Origin of the sequence: Streptomyces sp. NPDC057694, from assembly GCF_042799415.1 — a bacterium.
In the GTDB taxonomy this organism is placed as follows: Bacteria; Actinomycetota; Actinomycetes; order Streptomycetales; family Streptomycetaceae; genus Streptomyces.
On the sequence record NZ_JBHVIX010000001.1, the window covers coordinates 724,003 to 741,479 of the forward strand.

The 17,477-nt window shown below is 70.2% G+C and carries 15 protein-coding genes; 10 read left to right on the forward strand and 5 right to left on the reverse strand.

All coding sequences use genetic code 11. The annotated features are described in order from the left end of the window. Nucleotides 1-196: 196 nt before the first annotated feature. Complete coding sequence (locus ACFVDP_RS03465; protein ID WP_383482491.1) at nt 197-745, reverse strand: LuxR C-terminal-related transcriptional regulator; 549 nt, start codon at nt 743-745, stop codon at nt 197-199. Between the two features lie 768 nt (nt 746-1,513). Between ACFVDP_RS03465 and ACFVDP_RS03470 the strand changes: the two genes are divergently transcribed. The 5 genes from ACFVDP_RS03470 to ACFVDP_RS03490 all read left to right on the forward strand — a co-directional run bounded on the left by ACFVDP_RS03470 (nt 1,514) and on the right by ACFVDP_RS03490 (nt 6,996). Beyond that, the gene (locus ACFVDP_RS03470) at nt 1,514-2,794 is read left to right on the forward strand and encodes an ATP-grasp domain-containing protein (protein WP_383482494.1); all 1,281 of its coding nucleotides are present in this window, start codon (nt 1,514-1,516) and stop codon (nt 2,792-2,794) included. Nucleotides 2,795-2,798: 4 nt separating this feature from the next. After that, on the forward strand, nt 2,799-4,022 hold the full coding sequence (locus tag ACFVDP_RS03475; protein WP_383482497.1) for an MFS transporter: 1,224 nt from the start codon (nt 2,799-2,801) through the stop codon (nt 4,020-4,022). 139 nt (nt 4,023-4,161) lie between these two features. Beyond that, nucleotides 4,162-5,223: an amino acid ABC transporter permease gene (locus ACFVDP_RS03480; protein WP_383482500.1), complete on the forward strand. Its 1,062-nt coding sequence runs from the start codon at nt 4,162-4,164 to the stop codon at nt 5,221-5,223. Further along, entirely contained in the window at nt 5,220-5,984 is a 765-nt protein-coding gene (locus ACFVDP_RS03485; RefSeq protein ID WP_383482503.1) for an amino acid ABC transporter ATP-binding protein, read from the forward strand. The genes ACFVDP_RS03480 and ACFVDP_RS03485 overlap by 4 nt, the downstream gene beginning before the upstream one ends. A gap of 46 nt (nt 5,985-6,030) precedes the next feature. Further along, nucleotides 6,031-6,996 (forward strand): ABC transporter substrate-binding protein, encoded by a 966-nt coding sequence (locus ACFVDP_RS03490; RefSeq protein WP_383482506.1) that lies wholly within the window; start codon nt 6,031-6,033, stop codon nt 6,994-6,996. Nucleotides 6,997-7,125: 129 nt separating this feature from the next. On the opposite strand, the gene ACFVDP_RS03495 is transcribed toward ACFVDP_RS03490, so the two are convergent. From ACFVDP_RS03495 to ACFVDP_RS03510, 4 genes are all read right to left on the reverse strand, one after another. Then, a complete protein-coding gene (locus ACFVDP_RS03495) occupies nt 7,126-8,841 on the reverse strand; it encodes an aldehyde dehydrogenase family protein (RefSeq protein ID WP_383482509.1) in 1,716 nt (571 codons plus the stop codon). A 29-nt stretch (nt 8,842-8,870) separates the two neighbouring features. Further along, nucleotides 8,871-10,151 (reverse strand): MFS transporter, encoded by a 1,281-nt coding sequence (locus ACFVDP_RS03500; RefSeq protein WP_383482512.1) that lies wholly within the window; start codon nt 10,149-10,151, stop codon nt 8,871-8,873. After that, complete coding sequence (locus tag ACFVDP_RS03505) at nt 10,148-11,083, reverse strand: TauD/TfdA dioxygenase family protein (protein WP_383482515.1); 936 nt, start codon at nt 11,081-11,083, stop codon at nt 10,148-10,150. The genes ACFVDP_RS03500 and ACFVDP_RS03505 overlap by 4 nt, the downstream gene beginning before the upstream one ends. Before the next feature lie 188 nt (nt 11,084-11,271). Then, complete coding sequence (locus ACFVDP_RS03510; RefSeq protein ID WP_383482518.1) at nt 11,272-11,874, reverse strand: TetR/AcrR family transcriptional regulator; 603 nt, start codon at nt 11,872-11,874, stop codon at nt 11,272-11,274. A 225-nt stretch (nt 11,875-12,099) separates the two neighbouring features. Between ACFVDP_RS03510 and ACFVDP_RS03515 the strand changes: the two genes are divergently transcribed. From ACFVDP_RS03515 to ACFVDP_RS03535, 5 genes are all read left to right on the forward strand, one after another. Then, entirely contained in the window at nt 12,100-12,498 is a 399-nt protein-coding gene (locus tag ACFVDP_RS03515; RefSeq protein WP_383482520.1) for an SHOCT domain-containing protein, read from the forward strand. 54 nt (nt 12,499-12,552) lie between these two features. Then, complete coding sequence (locus ACFVDP_RS03520) at nt 12,553-13,059, forward strand: DUF6069 family protein (RefSeq protein ID WP_383482523.1); 507 nt, start codon at nt 12,553-12,555, stop codon at nt 13,057-13,059. 282 nt (nt 13,060-13,341) lie between these two features. After that, nucleotides 13,342-14,391 (forward strand): TauD/TfdA family dioxygenase, encoded by a 1,050-nt coding sequence (locus tag ACFVDP_RS03525; protein ID WP_383482526.1) that lies wholly within the window; start codon nt 13,342-13,344, stop codon nt 14,389-14,391. Nucleotides 14,392-14,394: 3 nt separating this feature from the next. After that, nucleotides 14,395-15,561 (forward strand): capreomycidine synthase, encoded by a 1,167-nt coding sequence (gene vioD / locus ACFVDP_RS03530; RefSeq protein WP_383482529.1) that lies wholly within the window; start codon nt 14,395-14,397, stop codon nt 15,559-15,561. Next, nucleotides 15,558-17,459, forward strand: coding sequence for an amino acid adenylation domain-containing protein (locus ACFVDP_RS03535; protein WP_383482532.1), 1,902 nt, complete (start codon nt 15,558-15,560; stop codon nt 17,457-17,459). The genes vioD and ACFVDP_RS03535 overlap by 4 nt, the downstream gene beginning before the upstream one ends. Nucleotides 17,460-17,477: the final 18 nt, after the last annotated feature.

The following is a 17,477-nucleotide window of genomic DNA, read 5'->3' on the forward strand; positions in this document are numbered from 1 at the left end:
GGGTGGGTGGTTTGTTGGCCCTCTTGTGTCCCGAACGCTTCTCCGCTCCCCGGTTTGGTGTCGTCCGGTGACGGCCCTTTTGTTTTGCGGCGGCCCGCCGCAGTCCGTTGTCGCCGACCTGCCGGCGCACATGTCGGGGTCACACGTGTGGGCTCTCACGCGGGGCGGCGCTTGTGCGGAAGGCCGGGGCGGTCCGTCACAGGTAGCCCTCGCGGATCGCGTAGGCCACGGCATGGGCCCGATTGCGCAGGTGCAGGCGTGTCATGGCATCGTGCAGGATCCCTTTGATGGTGCGCTCGGAGTAGCTGAGCTTCTCGGCGATCTCCTTGGTGCCCAGGCCGTGCGAGACCAGCTCCAGGACGTTCAGTTCGCGCCCCGTGGGGCGGCCGGTCGCCACGGTGCTCAACACCGTCCCCTGCGCTTGGCGTTCGAGGTGGGCGAGGAGTCGGTGCAGGAGGTCTCCGGGCATGTCTCCCTCGTTCCTGGCCGTCGCCTCGATCGCCTTCACCAGCCGCGCGGGGGTGGCCTGGTGGCGCCAGACGACGGAGGAGATCCTGGCTTCGATCACCAAGTTCAGCCGCTCCTCGTCCAGTTCGCCCGCCACCAGCACGACGCGTTTGCCGTAGTCCGTGGCCAGCTTGCGGAGTTTGGCGACGGACTCCGCGTCCAGCTCGTGGTCCAGCACCAGCGCCACGGCCTGGGTGGGATCGTCGAGGGTTCGGCTCGCATCGGATATCAGCGTCATGGAAGGCCGGTGCCCTATGTGGGCGACGACTCCGGCACGGGTGAGCGGGTCGCCCCCGTGCAGAACGACGGAGATGACAGACGCCGGTGTTTGTGCCATGTGGTCGGTCGGCTGCTCCTGCAGCAGGCGAAGAGGTGCGTCGCTGCACAGGGTGGGGTAGCGCCGAGACATGTACGTCCTTTGCTTTCAAGTGGATCCGGTGAATCCCCCGTACTGCCCGCAGATGCTAGGCGCCGACAGCCCCGTAGTGGACTGGCGACTGATGGTTACCTTTCAAGTTGACGTGAAACGTCGGATCGTGGCTGGAAGTGTCGGATGACCTCACCACAACTGCCGTGCCGCAAAAACCCGTTAGCCCTATCAGTCTTGGTCATATGCACAGCCGCACGGTGCCGCGGAGTTTGTTTTCCGTTGGTTTCGGGTTCCTTCAGCACACGTTTTGCGCCGCCCCGAATTCGGAGCGGCGCGACTTCCGGACATCGGGGCCACTGCCGGCACGCCTGCTCGACAGCGTTGTCATCTTGCCCGGACGACCGGCCGTCGAACCTGTGCGTGCGCCGCCGATACGGCCGGCTGTATTCCGGCCGGTGGCAGAAATCCGGATGCGGCCTTAAGGGCGAGGGTTTCTGCACGAGCGGGCAGTCGTACCGCCCTTTCAGACCGTCTGCGGGTACGTGCCCCCGGGCTCCGCCCAACCGACAGAATTCCCGGACAGCGCAAGGCCGTTCGCGAGAGCGGCGGCCGTCCGAGCATCGAGGAGAGGCGCCCATGACCATCAGCGCACCCGCGATCATCCTGGTAGACCCGGTGCGGCAGGGACGCCCCTTCAAGGCGGCTGCCCGTGACCTCGGCTTCTCCGTCGTATCCCTCTACACACACGACTATCTGGCCTCCCTGCCCGGGCACGCGGAAGGTGACGATCTCAGTCTGTACCCGGCCGACCCGCACGAGGCGCATCGCCTCATCACCGCCGCCGGCGTCGATGCCCGGGCCGTGGTGCCCTGCCTGGAGGCCGGGGTCCACCTCACCGATGTGCTGGCCGACCGGCTCGGCCTGCCGGGCAACGACCACACCCTCGCCTGGGCCCGCCGGAACAAGGCAGCCATGCGTGAGCACGCCGCGCAGGCAGGCGTCCGGATCCCGGAGTTCCGGCTCGTCCGTTCGCGGAGCGACATCGCGGCCGCTGCGCACGAGGTGGGCTTCCCCGTGATCGTCAAACCCACGCTGGGGGCAGGCTCACAGGGCGTACGTGTCTTCTCCACCGCCGCCGACCTCGACGCCCAGGGCCCACCCGTCACCCACGACGTGTACCGCGAGCCCGTGCGCGAATGGCTCGTCGAACGCTACGTGCGAGGACGCGAGTTCGCCGTCAACTTCTTCAGCGCGCACGGCGAGCACCGCCTGGTGGACATCTGGGAGTACCTGCGGCCCGACGACGCCGACTACGACTTCCCGCTGTGGGACATCGTCCAGATCGGCCCGGAGCACCCCGACTTCGCCCGTGTCGAGACCTACACGCGCGGCGTGCTGAGCGCCTTCGGCATCCGGCGCGGTCCCAGCCACACCGAGGTCAAGTGCGCCGACGACGGCGAGTTCCTCATCGAGGTGGGCGCGCGGCTGTCCGGGGGCCCCGCCGTCGACCTGTGGATCGCGCACGGCGGACTGCGGCCCTTCCACGACACGATCGCCTGCTACCTCGGGCAGCGCCCGGCGCTTGTCGAGAAGCCCGTCGTCTTTCCCGTCCGGTTCGGTTCGGCCGTCGTGCACAACGAGCAGGGCCCCGGCCCCCTCGTCGCGGTGCACGGGGCCGAGGAGGCGGCCCGCCTGCCCGGAGTCGACAGCGTGGAACTCGGTTACGCGCCGGGCGAGCACGTACCCGCCACACACGACAACGTCAGCATCCCCTTCAGCGCCGCGGTCCACGGTCCCGACTCCGACACCGTCCTTGCCACACTGGCCCGCATCAGGTCCCTGGTGCGGGTGGAGACGCGGCCCGCCGCAGCCGTGGACGGCACCGACGCCGCGACCGCGGCCTCCTCACATGCCTGAACCGATGTCCCCGGACTCATCGGCCCACACCTCCACGCCCGCACACCCGCCCGGGGGCCTCGTGGCCACCTACCGGGAGGTCCTGGCCGCCCCGGGGGCCACCCGGCTCGCCGTTGCCAGCCTGGTGTCCAAGTGGCCGATCAGCATGTTTCCCGTCAGCACGCTGCTGCTCGTCTCGCCGGTCTACTCCTACGCCCAGGCCGGCGCCGTCGTCGCGGTGATGCTCGCCACGAACGCGGCCGGCAGCCCGGCTCGCGGTCGTCGTATCGCCCGGCACGGAGCACCCGCGGTGCTACGGACCTGTCTGGCCGGCTACCTGGCCGGGCTCACGGGGATCGCGGTGGCCGCGGCCGTCTCCGCGCCTTTCGCGATCGTCCTCGCCGCGGCGGCGCTCATGGGCACCTTCTTCCCGCCGGCCAGCATTCTGCTGCGCTCCCACTGGACCGCGGTGGACCGCGGCCGCGGCCGCTCCTCCGCCAACGCCCTGGAATCCGCCCTGATGGACCTGACCCTGATCACCGGTCCCCTCATGGCCAGTTGGCTCAGTACTTCCCTCACCCCTGTACTCCCCCTGGTCCTCACCGGCCTACTGATGACGCTCGCGGTCGTCCTGCTGTCGGGCCTGCCGCACCACGCGCCGCCGTCCTCGCCGCTGCCCCGGCGCGCCCGCCGCCTCGGGGGCGCTCCGCTGGTGAGCCTGTTCGGCGCACAGTTCTTCTTCTGCACGGCCCTGGCGGCCACGGAGGTGTCGCTGCCCGTCTACGCACAGCAGCAGAACGCGGCCGCCTTCAGCGGACTGCTCCTGGCGGGCCTCTCCGTGGGCAGCATCATCGGCGCTCTGGTTCTGGGCAGACTGCCCGGCTCCGGCATCACCCGGCTTCCGGTACTGCTCCTGCTGCTGGCCACCGGTACGAGCGCGATCGGCGCGGCCATGTTCCTGGGCCCCCTGGCGGTGGCCGCGGTCAGTGTCCCGGCCGGCCTCGCCACCGGTTCGGTCTTCGCCCGCTTCTTCACCGACCTCGGAGCGGCGACACCGCCCGGCGCCGACCACGAGGTACAGGGCTGGGCCAACAGCATGACCACCGTCGGATTCGCCGCGGGCTCCTTCGGTGGGGCCGCACTGGCCGATGCGCTCGGCACACCGGCCCTCCTGCTCTGCTCCCCCGTCGCCGCCGCCGTGGCCGCGTCGCTGGCGACATGGTCCGCGACGGCCCGGACCCGAACCTGAGGCGACCCGCGGACGGACGTGCGCTCCCCTCCCCGCAGCCGCCGGGAGCACCGCCGCGCGAAGGCCGCACACCACAGACCACGGACCGGCACGAACGCCGGTCGCTCCCGCACCGCCGGCAACCGACAAGGAGTACGCCATGGCACGCCGAACCGATCCCCCGCCCACGGAGGGGGCGCCTCGCCGGAGCGACGCCGACGCCGTCCCACGTAAGCCCGACACCGTCGCGGACCGCGTCGCCGACCGCGTCGCCGAGAGCAAGACTCTCGACGAGACCGAGACGCTGCACGTGGTACCCGCGCGTCACTACACCCGCTGGGTCGCGTCCCTCGCTGTCCTGGTGCTCACGGCACAGTTCACCCACGGCCTGCTCACGAACCCGGTCTGGGAGTGGCGGGTCTTCGCGTCGTATCTGCTGTCCGAGGCGATCGTGAACGCGGTCGCCGTGACCCTCCAACTCACCCTGTACGCAACGCTGTTGGGCTTCACGCTCGGCACGGTGCTCGCGTTCATGCGGCTCTCGCACAGCCCCGTGCTGCGGACGGTCGCCTGGACGTACATCTGGGTCTTCCGCTCCATCCCGATGATCGTGCAGCTCGTCTTCTGGTTCAACCTGGGCGCTCTGTACCGGGAGTTGGGGGCCGGCATCCCCTTCGGCCCCGTTCTCGTCTCGGTGGACAGCAACACGCTCATCGGCACGATGGGAGCGGCCGTCATCGGGCTGTCACTGCACCAGGCCGCCTACTGTGCCGAGATCGTACGAGGCGGTGTCATCGCCGTGGACCACGGGCAGTGGGAGGCCGCGGCCGCCCTGGGTATTCCCCGCCTGCGCCAGATACGCCGGATCATCCTGCCGCAGGCCCTGCGCTCCCTCCTGCCCACGGCCGTCAGCGAGATCATCAGCCTCCTCAAGGGCACATCGGTGGTCTACGTCATGGCCATCGGCGAGCTGTTCTACCAGGTGCAGGTCATCTACAGCCGCAACAGCCGGGTGATCCCGCTCCTGCTCGTCGCCACCACGTGGTACGTGGCCCTGACGTCCGTCCTGTCGGTGGCCCAGTACTACGTGGAGCGGCGGCTCGCCCGCGGCCTCGACCGCACTCCGCCGCCCACTCCCCTCCAGCGCGCACGGCGTGTTCTGCGCGACCTCACCTCTGGCTCGCGTCACCGCGACGCCCTGGCGATCGGCAGCCCCCGATGAGCGACCTGACCGTGGACGTGCGAGGCGTCCACAAGAGCTTCGGCCCCCTCCAGGTCCTGCGCGGCGTGGACCTTCAGGTGCGCACCGGGGAAGTGGCCGCCCTTCTGGGGCCGTCGGGCTCGGGCAAGTCGACGCTGTTGCGGGTGGTGAACCATCTGGAGCGGGCCGATCGAGGGTGGGTCACCATCGACGGCGAGCTGATCGGCTACCGCAGATCCGGCACACGTCTTCACGAACTCGCGGAGAAGGAGATCCTGCGGCAGCGCGCGAAGGTCGGTTTCGTCTTCCAGAACTTCAACCTCTTCCCTCATCTGACCGTCCTGGAAAACCTCATGGAGGCGCCGCTCGCAGCCGGGCGAGCACGTCGCGCGGAATTGCTGCGCCAGGCGCACGCGCTCCTGGCGCGGGTCGGCCTCGCGGACAAGGCTCACACGTATCCGCGCCGGCTGTCCGGCGGTCAGCAGCAACGGGTGGCGATCGCTCGGGCGCTCGTCCTGAAGCCGAAAGTGCTGCTCTTCGACGAGCCCACCTCGGCACTCGACCCCGAACTGGTCGACGAAGTACTCGACGTCATCGAGGACTTGGCCCGCGCCGGCACCACGATGATCGTGGTCACGCACGAGATCGAGTTCGCCCGGCGGGTGGCCGACACCGTCGTCTTCATGCACGACGGCGTCATCGTCGAACAGGGTCCCCCCTCCGCGGTCCTGGACGACCCGCGGCACCCGCGGGCTCGCGCCTTCCTCTCCAAAGTCCTGTAGCACCTCTCGTCCTGCGGTCCCGCTCTCGAACCCTCAAGGAACACGTGTGTCTCGTCTCCGCTCCGTACGGGCTCTGGCCGTGTCGCTCTGCCTCACGGCTCTCGCCCTCTCCTCCTGTGCCAACCCTCCGGACGCCGACTCCCCCACCGGCAGGGCGTCCGACGGCGTCGGCGACATCAGCAAGGAAGCCGGCCTCCGCCCCATACGCACGCACCGGACCGAATCGATCGCCTCGACGGTTCCGAAGGCCGTCCGGGACCGGGGGACTCTGGAGGTCGTGACCTTCGCCGGTCTCGCGCCTCCCCTGAGCTTCTACGCGACCGACAACAAGACCGTCATCGGCATGGAGCCGGATCTCGCCCGCCTCGTCGCCGACGTCCTGGGGCTCGAGCTGCGGCTGCACACGGTGTCCTGGGAGAACATGTTCGTCGGCCTGGACAGCGGCAAGTACGACGTGGCCATCGCCAACATCACCGATACCGAAGAACGCAAGCGCAAGTACGACTTCGCCTCCTACCGCCAGGACAAGGTGGCCTTCGAGGCGCTGAAGGGAAGCGACTTGACTGTACGGGGCCCGAAAGACGTGGCAGGCCGCACCGTCGCGGTGCATCCGGGGACCAACCAGGAGAAGCTGATCACGCGGTGGAGCCAGGACAACACCCGCGCGGGCAGGAAGCCGGTGACCGTCAAGTACTACCAGACGCAGAGCGATGTCTATCTGGCCCTGCGCTCGGGCCGGATCGACGCCTACCTCGGCTCCAATCCGTCGGTGGCCTACCACGTCGCCGATGCCGGCCAGACCGAGATCGTCGGCACCTACTCCGGGGCGGGGCCCGGCCGCGAAGGCTGGATAGCCGCCACGACCAAGAAGGGCAACGGGCTCGCCACCCCCCTGAGCCGGGCGATCAGCGAACTGATCGACAACGGTACCTACGGCAAGGCCGTCAAACGCTGGCACTTGGCAGGCGAGGCGGTCACCGCATCCCAGGTCAATCCCCCGGGACTCCCGTAGCGCGACACCTCGGTCCTCACCAAGGGCCGCACCGGAACCGGGGAAGTGCAGGAATCCCGTCCGGCCCCCGACGCTCCACGATCGCCGTCCCGCTCGACGGCCCAGTGATCACGCCAGTCGCGATGACTCCTAGCCGCGCAGGGCGGACGCGAAGATGCCGGGCAGCCGCCGCGCCTTCCCGTCGGCGGCGTATGCCGTCAGGCGCTCCATCGTCGTACGTCCCGTGCGGTTGGTGACGTAGTACGGCGGGCGGGGTGACAGCGAGGGCGAGCCGGTGAACAGGCCGCGCGGTGCGGGCGCGAACGGCGCGCGCAGCACCGTCTTCTCGACGTCCTCCAGCAGGAAGGCGTTGTGTACGAAGCCGATACCGCTGCCGATGTCCTGGCGGGTGTGGCCGGGGTGCGCGCCCCAGGGCGTGTACCCGAGCAGGAAGCCGAACGCCGACCAGCAGTTGACGCCGAGCGTGCCGTAGCGCAGCGAGGAGATCGCTTCGTCGACGGCGGCGCGGTGGGCGCGTTCGGTGCGCGGGTGCACGAGCAGCGTCGCGCCGAGGGTGCCGGGCAGCTTGTCGTTGGCGAACTCCGTTGCGGCGCGCAGGAACTGGGGAGCGTCCTCGCCGGGGAGGCGCACCACGCCGAGCGCGCTGGCGAACACCTCGACGGTGAGCATGGGGTCGTCGGGGTCGCTGATGTCCGGCACGAGGACGCGGCAGCCGGGCTCGTCGCCGTAGCTCTCGGCCTCGGGGTGATCGTGGGTGGCGGCGGTGACGCGGTCGGCGGCGCCGGGGTAGTAGTCGCCGCGCTGCGGAAGTTCGCGCAGGACGTGGCGGATCTCGGCGAGGAGGCGCTCGGTGCCGTCCCAGTGTCGGGGCACGAGCAGGAGCTGGCTGGCGACGCAGTTGTGGCCGGAGTTGTTGAGCTTGCTGGTGACGATGTGCTCTGCCTGGAAGCGGAAGTCGGCCGCGCTCCACGGCCCAGGCGTCACGATGCACGGGCTGACGCCGCCCAGCTCGCTGGTGAACGGCTTGTCGTTGAGCGGGGTGTCGGTCCTCCTGCGCTCCTCGGCGTTTTCGTCCGTACCCCACACGATGGCGTCGTGGGTGCGTTCGCTGCCCGTGACGTGGATGGTGTCGATGCCGTCGTGAGTGGTGAGGTACGCACCTTCCGCGGCGCCGCCGTCGATGAAGCGGAGCCAGCCCCTCTCCATGAACTCGCTGAACACCGCCTCGAAACGAGGCCGCAGATAGGCGTTGACCGGGTTCATCTTGGCGAGGACCACCTGCCCCTCGGCGTACAGCTTGTGCAGGATGTCGAGCGGGGTGATCGCGGCGATGTTCCCCGCGCCGAGCACCAGGGCGACGGCGGGTTCGCCGGGACGGACCCGGTACTCCCCGGCGGCGCGGGCGAGGACCTGCTCGCGCGTGGTGCCGGGCCGTGTCCACACCTGGGCGGTGAAGCCGTTCAGGAGCAGCCGGTCGGAGCCTGTGGCCGGGAAAACGTCGACGACGGTACGGCCGTCGTGGTCGCGTACCGCCTTCTCCGGTACGGGAGTTCGGCCCGCGGCGATGCGGCGCAGCACGTGCAGTTGGGCGCCGACGCTCTGGGCGAGGGCCCACGGCGCGGAGGCCCAGTCCTCGGCGGCCCACGCCGAGTCGGCGGCGTAGCCCTTCGCGGCGGCCGCGTCGGCGACCATGCCGGGGGCCTCGGCGGCGATCCGCGGCAGCATCCGCTCCAGGAGCGCGATCCGCTCGGGCAGGGCGGTCGCCGTCCAGCTTCCGGCGTGCTCGCGCAGATCGCGGACCGCCTGGTCCAAGGGGGTGGTGTCGAGTGCGGATGCGGTACTCACTGAGCAACTCCTAGTGGGGGGACGGATGTTCAGGTGGCGAGACGGGCCCGGTCTCGTTCCGGGTCGATCAGGACGTACGCGACGACTGCGCCGATCGCGATCAGTACGCCGGACAGCAGCACCGCGTGCCGGTAGCCCGCGTCCCCCTGGGCGTCGACCAGCGCCCCGACAGCCGCCGGGGCGAGCAGCCCGGCCACGGTCACGAGGGCGTTCATCAGGCCGAGGGCGCCGCCGCTGCGGGACGGCGGGGCGAGTTCGGCGACCGTGGTCGCGGCGACGGTGGCGTACGCGCCGCCGAAGCCGAAGCCCAGGGCGATCAGCGCGGTCTGCGGCCCTCGCGCGTCGGCCAGCGGTGTGAGCAGCATGCAGACCGCCCCGATCGCGAGCATCCCCGCGCCCACCCGGCCGCGGGCGGTACGACTGCCCGCGCCACGCCGCATGAGCCGCCCGGTCAGCCACGCCTGTCCGAACAGGACGACGGCGCCGACCGCCCAGGGCGCGACGATGACGACGCCGGCAGTGTCCGCCGAGTAGTCCAGGGCGTTGCGCAGATAGGACGGCAGCCAGACCAGCATCAGGGCGACGGTCCAGTAGCTGGTGAAGTAGGCGACGGTGGTGCCGATCCAGGTGTGGCTCGCGAAGATCCGCCGGTACGGGATGTGCGGCCCGGGGGTGTCACCGGCCCGGGTCTCCCGCGACCGGGGGCTGTCCGCCCCCAGCGCCAGCCATGCGAGCGCCCACAACGCTCCAGCCGCAGCGAGGACCCACAGCGCCGAACGCCAGCCGTGCCGCTGGATCAGCCAGGTCAGGGTGGGCGCCGAGACGATCACGCCGAGCGTGATGCCGACGGTGATGAGCGCCCCCGGCAGATTGCGCCGGCGGTCGGGGAACCACGACAGCGTTGCCTGCTGCGCGACCGGGAAGGCCGGTCCCTCCGCCGCGCCCAGGAACACCCGCGAGCCCACGAGGACCGCGAGCCCGCCGCCGATCGCGGCCGGGACCTGCGCCACGGACCACAGCACGGCCATGACCAGGAGCAGCAGCTTGGGCGAGACGCGGTCGGCGGCGATTCCCACGACGATCGCGGCGACGGAGAACAGCAGGAAGAACGCGCTGTTGGCGAGTCCGAACTGAGTCGCGCTCAGATGCAGATCGGCCCGGATCTCGTCGGCGGCGAGGCCGAGGACGGACTTGTCCGCGAAGTTGACCATCATGAAGACGACGAGCAGCGCGGTCACCGTCCAGGCGCGCCGCTCGCCGCCGCCGACGGCCCCGGCCATCGTGTCCGGCAGGGTGGGTGCGGCGGTCATGCGAGCGGGACCCCGGCGATGGCGATGCGCTCCATCACCCGGCGCTGCGGGAAGTAGTCGTTGACCGCGTAGTGCTGGACGGCGATGTTGTCCCAGACGGCGATGGAGTCCGGCTCCCAGTGGAAGCGGATCTGGAACTCGGGGATGCGGGCCTGCAGGACGAGGATGTCGAGCAGCTCCCGGTTCTCCGCCTCGGACAAGCCCTTGATGTACCGGGTGAAGGGCTCGTTCACGTACAGCGTCCTGCGGCCGCTGCGCGGGTGGCGCACAACGACGGGGTGTTCGACCTGCGGCCAGTCCGCGCGGAAGGCGGCCTTCTGCTCGTCGTTCATCAGGGCGCCCCAGCTGGCTTCCCAGTCGTGGACGGCGGTCAGGCCCTCGATGCGCTGCTTGAGGTCTGCGGGCAGGTTGTCGTAGGCGGCGCCCATGTCGGCCCACATGGTGTCGCCGCCGGCTGCGGGCACCTCCACGGCGCGCAGCACCGCGCCGAGCGACGGGTTGGCCATGAACGAGTGGTCGCTGTGCCAGATGTTCTTGTTTCCTGCCGCTTTGGCGTCCTTGGCGAGCCGGGAGATGCCCGGGGTGCCGGTCCGCGCGAAGAACGGATTGGGCTCCGGCGGGCCCCAGACACCGGACAGTGCGAGCTGGTGTTCCGCGGTGAAGCCCGTCTGCCCCCGGAAGAAGATCACCTTCCACTCCAGCAGTGCCTGGCGCAGCTCCTCGGCGAGTGCGCCGGAGATCTTCTCGGTCAGGTCGATGCCGCTGAGCACGGCGCCGAAGTGCGGGGTGAGCGGGCTGACCTCGAAGTGCCGGTAGGCGGCCTGCTCGGCACCCGGCGCGAGGCGTTCCAGGGTGCGGCGGCCGTAGTGCATCAGGGGCTTGTCCAGTACGGGCTTGGGATCGGCCACGGTGGCAGAGGCGACGTCGTGCATGAGGGAGTCCTCCCGACAGCGAGCTCGGAGACACTTATTACGTAACCGGCAGTATCGATATTGCGTCCTGACGGGGCAAGGGGTCGGGGGGAGGTGATTTCGTGAGGACCCCTTCGGGTACCTGCGGGCATGCCGGTGCCGTGTCCGGCGACGACGCGCCGGACACGTAGAGGATTCATGCCGTCATGTCACGCCGGGACGGCGACCGCCCGGCCCACCAGGTCCACCATCGACTCGACCAGCGACTCGTCCGGCCGCTGCTGCTCCACGACCAGGCGGAACAGCAGCGAGGAGGCGACCAGGGTCGTCGCGGCGGAAAGATCGGCGTCCGCCCGTACGTCACCGCGCGCGATGCCCCGCTCCAGCACGTGCCGGGTCTCGCTCGTCACCCGTGCCGCGTAGGCGACGAACGCCTCGCGCACAAAGCCCTGTTCGGCCGACGCGCCGATCACCCCGGCGAGCAACCGGTCGATCCCGGGCTGCCTGTACGCCTCCATCCGGGCGGTGAGGACCGCGCGCAGTTCAGCCCGGAAGTCATCCATGTCGGGCACGTCGAGCGGCCCGATCCGTGACTCGGCGGCTGCGATGACGAGGTCCTGTTTGGTGGGCCAGCGCCGGTACATGGCAGGCTTGCTCACCCCGGCGCGGGACGCGACGGCGTCCATGGTCAGCGCGCCCATCCCCTGCTCGGCGACCAGCTCGACGACGGCGTCCAGCACGGCGCGGGTGACCCGCTCCTCGCGCGGGCGCCCCCGTCCTCGCCGCCCGGGCTCCACCTGATCATCGGCCATGCCGCGACCCTACGCGGGCCACGGCCCACCAGGTAGTCGCGCCTCCCCCGGAGGACGGCGGCAGACTCCCGAATCCCCGGCCGCCTCGGGCCGAGAAAGCGGACCCACAACACCCCGGCCTTCGCAGGTATATGCACGAATCCGGCACAGCCCTGCCGGAATGCAGAATCATGAAACTCGGGGGATACTTCTCAGCACCTCCACTCCCGGAAGAAAGAGGCAGACATGGAAAATTATCCGCTCCTCGACGTCTTCCTCACGATGCTCTACTTCTTCCTATGGGTCATGTGGCTCTTCCTGCTCTTCCGTATCGTGATGGACATCTTTCGCGACGACGAGCTGAGCGGCTGGGGCAAAGCGGGCTGGCTCATCTTCTGCATCGTGCTTCCGTTCCTCGGAGTCCTCGTCTACGTGATCGTGCGAGGCCGCAGTATGGGACAACGCGATGTGAAGCAGGCGAAGGAGAGGGAGTCGGCCTTCCAGGACTACATCCGAAAGACCGCCGGCGAAGCCGACACGAAGACCAGCGGAACCGACGAACTGGCCAAGCTCGCGGAACTCCACAAATCCGGTTCACTCACGGACGAGGAATTCAAGCAGGCAAAGACCAAGCTGCTCACCTGACCGCCGAGGCATCGTCCGGCACCGCAATTCGACGCCGAGAGGAGCGGGACCCACGTGGATCCCTCGAACAGGCCTTACGGACAGCAGGAAACCCCGTACGGCAGATCACCGGTCCCTGCGCAGAATCCCGCTCCTCCACCCGAACCCCGCCTGGACGCCGCCAAGTTGTGGGCGGGCGGCGCGATGACGGCCGTGGTGGCCGCGCTCACGGCGGTGGTCGTCCTCATGCTGGTCCGCGGTGTCCTGGGGATCGCCGTCTTCGCTCCCGAGGGCGACGGGGCCATGGGCGACGCGTCGACCGGTTCCCTCGCCATCGGCGCCGCCTTGGGAGCCCTGGCCGCCACGGCCCTCCTGCAACTGCTCATCACGGCGACGCCGCGCCCGGGACGCTTCTTCACCTGGATCATCGCGCTGGTCACGGCCGTCCTGGTGCTGCTGCCCTTCACCACGGGCCTCCCCCTGGACGCGAAGCTCGGCACCGCGGCCGTCTACCTGGCCATCGGGATTGCGATCGGTTCCCTGCTGTCGTCGGTCGCCCGCGGCGCCACGCGACGGAACTGACCCCTGCGAGTCGTTCCGTCCGCCGGCCGGGCTTCGCTTGCCGCTGCGTGACCACGCCCTCCCGCGGCGAGCCAGGCGGCTGCGCCGACTCGGCGCTCGTCCCGCGCGGAAGAAGCACGCCCAGGGCAAGCATGCCCAGGGCGTGCTTTCGGCTGCCGCGCGTACGGCGGATGCGGCCCGGTCCGTGGGGTGGTGGCGGTTCGATATGCGCCGGAAGGGACATCGATAGTCGCCGTCGCCACGCTGGCTGCGCCCGTGACAGCCGAGTCGAGGAGTTGCCAGATGGTGAGTCATGTCGATGTCTTTGAGGACCGGGACACGGAGGACTCGACGTCATCGTCCGGACGGTCCGGACCGTCCGCCGACCGGGGCCGTGTCGTGCGGCACCTTCTCACCCCGGACGAGGCGGCCGGGGCGTTCACGCTGGCGAAGACCTGTGCCGAGGCCTACCCGAACGCGCACGACGAAGGGTTTCTCGCCGACGCGCCGGTGCTGGCGCACGACCTGCCGTCCTCCGTCCGCCGGGCGGCGAACGCCGCACGGCTCGACGACCGCAAGCACGCGTTCGTCGTGTCCGGCAACACCGTCGAACCGTGGCTGGAGCCCACGCCGGCGGTCTGGCGGGACGCGGACACCGTGGCCAGCGGCCCCTACGGCTTCCTGCTCGTGCTGTACGCGGCTCTGCTCGGCGACCCGATCGGGTGGGGGACGCAGCAGGACGGCAGGATCGTCACCGATGTACTGCCGGTGCGCGGACTGGAACACAGCCTGGTCAGTGCCAGCAGCGAACGGGAGCTGGGGTGGCACACCGAGGACGCGTTCTCGGAGAACAGGGCCGACCATGTCGGGCTGTTCTGCCTGCGCGACCGCGGTGACATACCCACCACACTGTCGTGCGCCGATCCCGCGTCGCTGCCGCAGGACGTCGTGCGCGTCCTGGCGCAGAAGCGGTTCACCATCCATCCCGACCCGTCGCACAGCACCCCCGCGGACTCCGCGCACGGCCGGGAGAAGGTCGCGCTGCTGAGCGGGCCCGGGGACGCTCCGGTGCTGCGCATAGACCGCGACTTCACCGTGGCCGACGAGGACGATCCCGAGGCGGTCCGTGCCATGGACGCCCTGATCGAGCACCTGGACGACAACACGTACGAGGTGGTTCTCGGAGCCGGTGACGTGTGCTTCATCGACAACCGCAACGTCGTCCACGGCCGCCGCCCCTTCCGCGCCAGCTTCGACGGGAAGGACCGCTGGCTGAAGCGGGTCAACGTCGTCACCGACCTGCGGCGCACCCGGGCCGAGAGGCCGACGGCGACGAGCAGGGTGGTCGGCTGAGCCATGAGCCTGGGCGATATTTCCGCGGCCCCCCTGGAGGACTGGCTGCGTGAGCGGTACTTCGACGCGTCCCTCGACATCTCCAGCTCGGGTGTTCTCAACTACACGCTCGGCGAACTGCGTGAACTGCTCGGCCTGGAGACGTCGGAGCTGGACGACGTCATCTTCCGGGACAGCCCGTCGACCGGCTGCGAGGAGCTGCGCGAGACCGTCGCCGCGCGTTTCGCTCCGGGCCGGGCCGACGCGGTGATGATGACGCACGGCTCGACGGAGGGGATCTTCCTCGCCCTGTCGGCGCTGCTGCGTCCGGGCGACGAGGTCGTCGTACTGGATCCCGTCTACCACGCCCTGTCCGCCGTGGCGGAGGCCGCCGGTGCGCGGCTGCGGGTGTGGGAGCTGCGGGAGGAGGACGACTTCCGGCCCGACCTCGACCTGCTGGAGCGGCAGTTGACGCCCCGTACCCGGGCCGTCGTGGTCAACTTCCCGCACAACCCCACCGGCGCGTGCCTGGACGCGGCCGGGCGGCGCCGGCTCGCCGGGATGCTGGCCCGTCACGACTGCCATCTCTTCTGGGACGCGGCCTTCGGCGAGCTGGTCCACGACGGTCCCCCCGTCACGGCGCCGACCGAGGCCGAAGGGCTTGCGCAGGACCGGGTCGTGCTGACGGGCACACTCTCCAAGGCCTACGGCCTGCCGGGCATACGGGTCGGCTGGTGCGTCGCCGAGACGCGGCTGCTCACCGAGATGGTCCGGATCCGCGACTACACCACGATCTCCACCTCGCCGCTGAACGAACTGCTCGCCCTGCGAGTGCTGCGGGACGCCGACCGGGTGCTGCTTCCCCGGCTCGATCTCGCCCGGAAGAACCGCGCGGCACTGCTGGAGTGGGCGGCCGTCCACGACGGTCTGGTCACCTGCCCGACGCCGGTGGGCGGCGTCTCCGCCTTCCCCCGGTTCCCCGGAGTCCCCGATGTGACGGACGCCTGCGAATCACTGCTCCAGCGGCACGGCGTCCTGGTCGTGCCCGGCCGGTGCTTCGGCCGTCCGGACCGGATGCGGATCGGATTCGGCGGCGACGCCGAGGAGTTCACCACCGGTCTCGAACGGGTCGCCCAGGTGCTCGGCGAGGCGTCCCCCGCCGTGCCGGTCCAAGGAGGTTCCGCACGATGAACGCCCCACCGTCCGTTCCCCCTTCCCCCACTCCCCCCGTTGCGTCCTGGACCGCCTGGTCGGAGTTCAACCGCACAGAGCGCCGCGTTCCCTTCGAAGGGGGGCTGCTGGCCTGGATCGGGGCTGCCGTCGCGGCCCACCCGGACCGGCCCGCCGTGTCCGCCGCGGGCGTGGAACTGACCTACCGCGAACTCGACGAGCGGTCGGACCGGTTCAGCGGCTTCCTGCGGCGGTCCGGGGTGGCGCCCGGCAGCATCGTGGCGGTCACCGCCAACCGGACCGTCCACCCCTACGTAGGAATGCTCGCCGCCCTCAAGGCCGGCTGCGGCTATGTCCCGGTCGACGTCACCGACCCGGTGTCCCGGCTGGAGTTCATCGTCCAGGACGCCGGGATCGCCGCGGTGCTCGCCTCCTCGGACGAACTCGACGCGCTGGACTGGCTGCCGGAGGACATCACCGTACGCGGTGTCCTCGACAGCGACGGCGACACCGGCGGCGACAGCTCCGGTGAACCCGCGCCCACGTACGAGGCCGTCCCGTACGACCCCGAGCGCACCTGCTACATCATCTACACCTCCGGCACCACCGGCCGTCCCAAGGGCGTACGCATCAGCGAGCACAGTCTGCTGAACTTCGTGCACTGGTTCGTCTCCCGGCACGAGGTGCTGGCCTCGGACCGGCTCTGCCAGAACGCGCCGCTGACCTTCGACCCGTCGGTCCAGCAGATCTTCCCCGCCTGGGTGACGGGGGCCTGCCTGCTGCCCGTGCCCGCGGCCGAGTTGCAGGACCCGTTCGCGATGCTCGCGTGGCTGCGCCGGGAACGGATCACGCACCTGGACGTGGTCACCGCCCACTGGCACCACCTGCGCGAGGCCGCCGACCAGGAGCCCGCCCTGCGCGAGCTGCCCGCCCTGCGGTGGATCATCATCGGCGGTGAGACGCTGCACTACCACCACACCCGCCACTGGCACCGGATCGTGCGCTCCCCCGCACTGCTCAACAACATCTACGGACCGACGGAGGCCACCGTCAACGCCACGGAGGTCGTGGTCGACCCGGCGGCGGACTCCGGCCAGATCCCGATCGGTGTGCCGCTGCCCAACTACCGGATGTACGTCGTCGACGGCGAGGGCGCGCTGTGCGCACCGGGCGGCACCGGTGAACTCCTGATCGCCGGGGACGGACTGGCCCAGCGCTACCAGTCTGCGGCTGCCACCGAGCGGGCCTTCGGTGAACTGGCGCTGCCCGACGGCACGGTGGAGCGGGTGTACCGGTCCGGGGATCTGGCCCGGCTGATCGACGTACCGTCGCACGGCTGGATGCTGGAGTTCCAGGGGCGGGTCGACAGCCAGGTGAAGATACGCGGTTTCCGCATCGAGCTGGAGGAGGTGGAGGGCGCCGCGAAGAGCTGTCCGCAGGTGCGCGACGCCGCCGTGCTCGTGCGCGGCACACCGCCCGACCAGCTCCTGTGCTGCTACGTCGCGGACGGCGACCCCGATCCGGCTGAGGTCAGGGCCCATGTGGCCCGGCTGCTCGCCGCGTACCAGGTCCCCAACATCTATCTGCGTCTGGACGGCTTCCCGCTGACCCGCAACGGCAAGCTCGACCGCGCCGGGCTCACCGCCCTCGCCGAGGAACGACTCGGTGAGCGGGTGCCCGCCGGACGGCTGCCCGAGTCGCCGGCGGAGAAACAGTTCGCGGAGGTGTGGGCGTCGGTGCTGGGGCTGACGCAGGTCGGCGCGGAGGAGGACTTCTTCACCATCGGCGGCACCTCGCTGCTGGCCATGACGATGGTCAAGCAGCTGCGGAGCCAGGGGATCCGGCTGGATCCGGCGACCGTCTTCGAGTCCCCGACGGTGGCCGGTCTCGCGGCCCGCTGTGCGGCGCCCGTGCTCTGATCCGTACGGCGCGACACG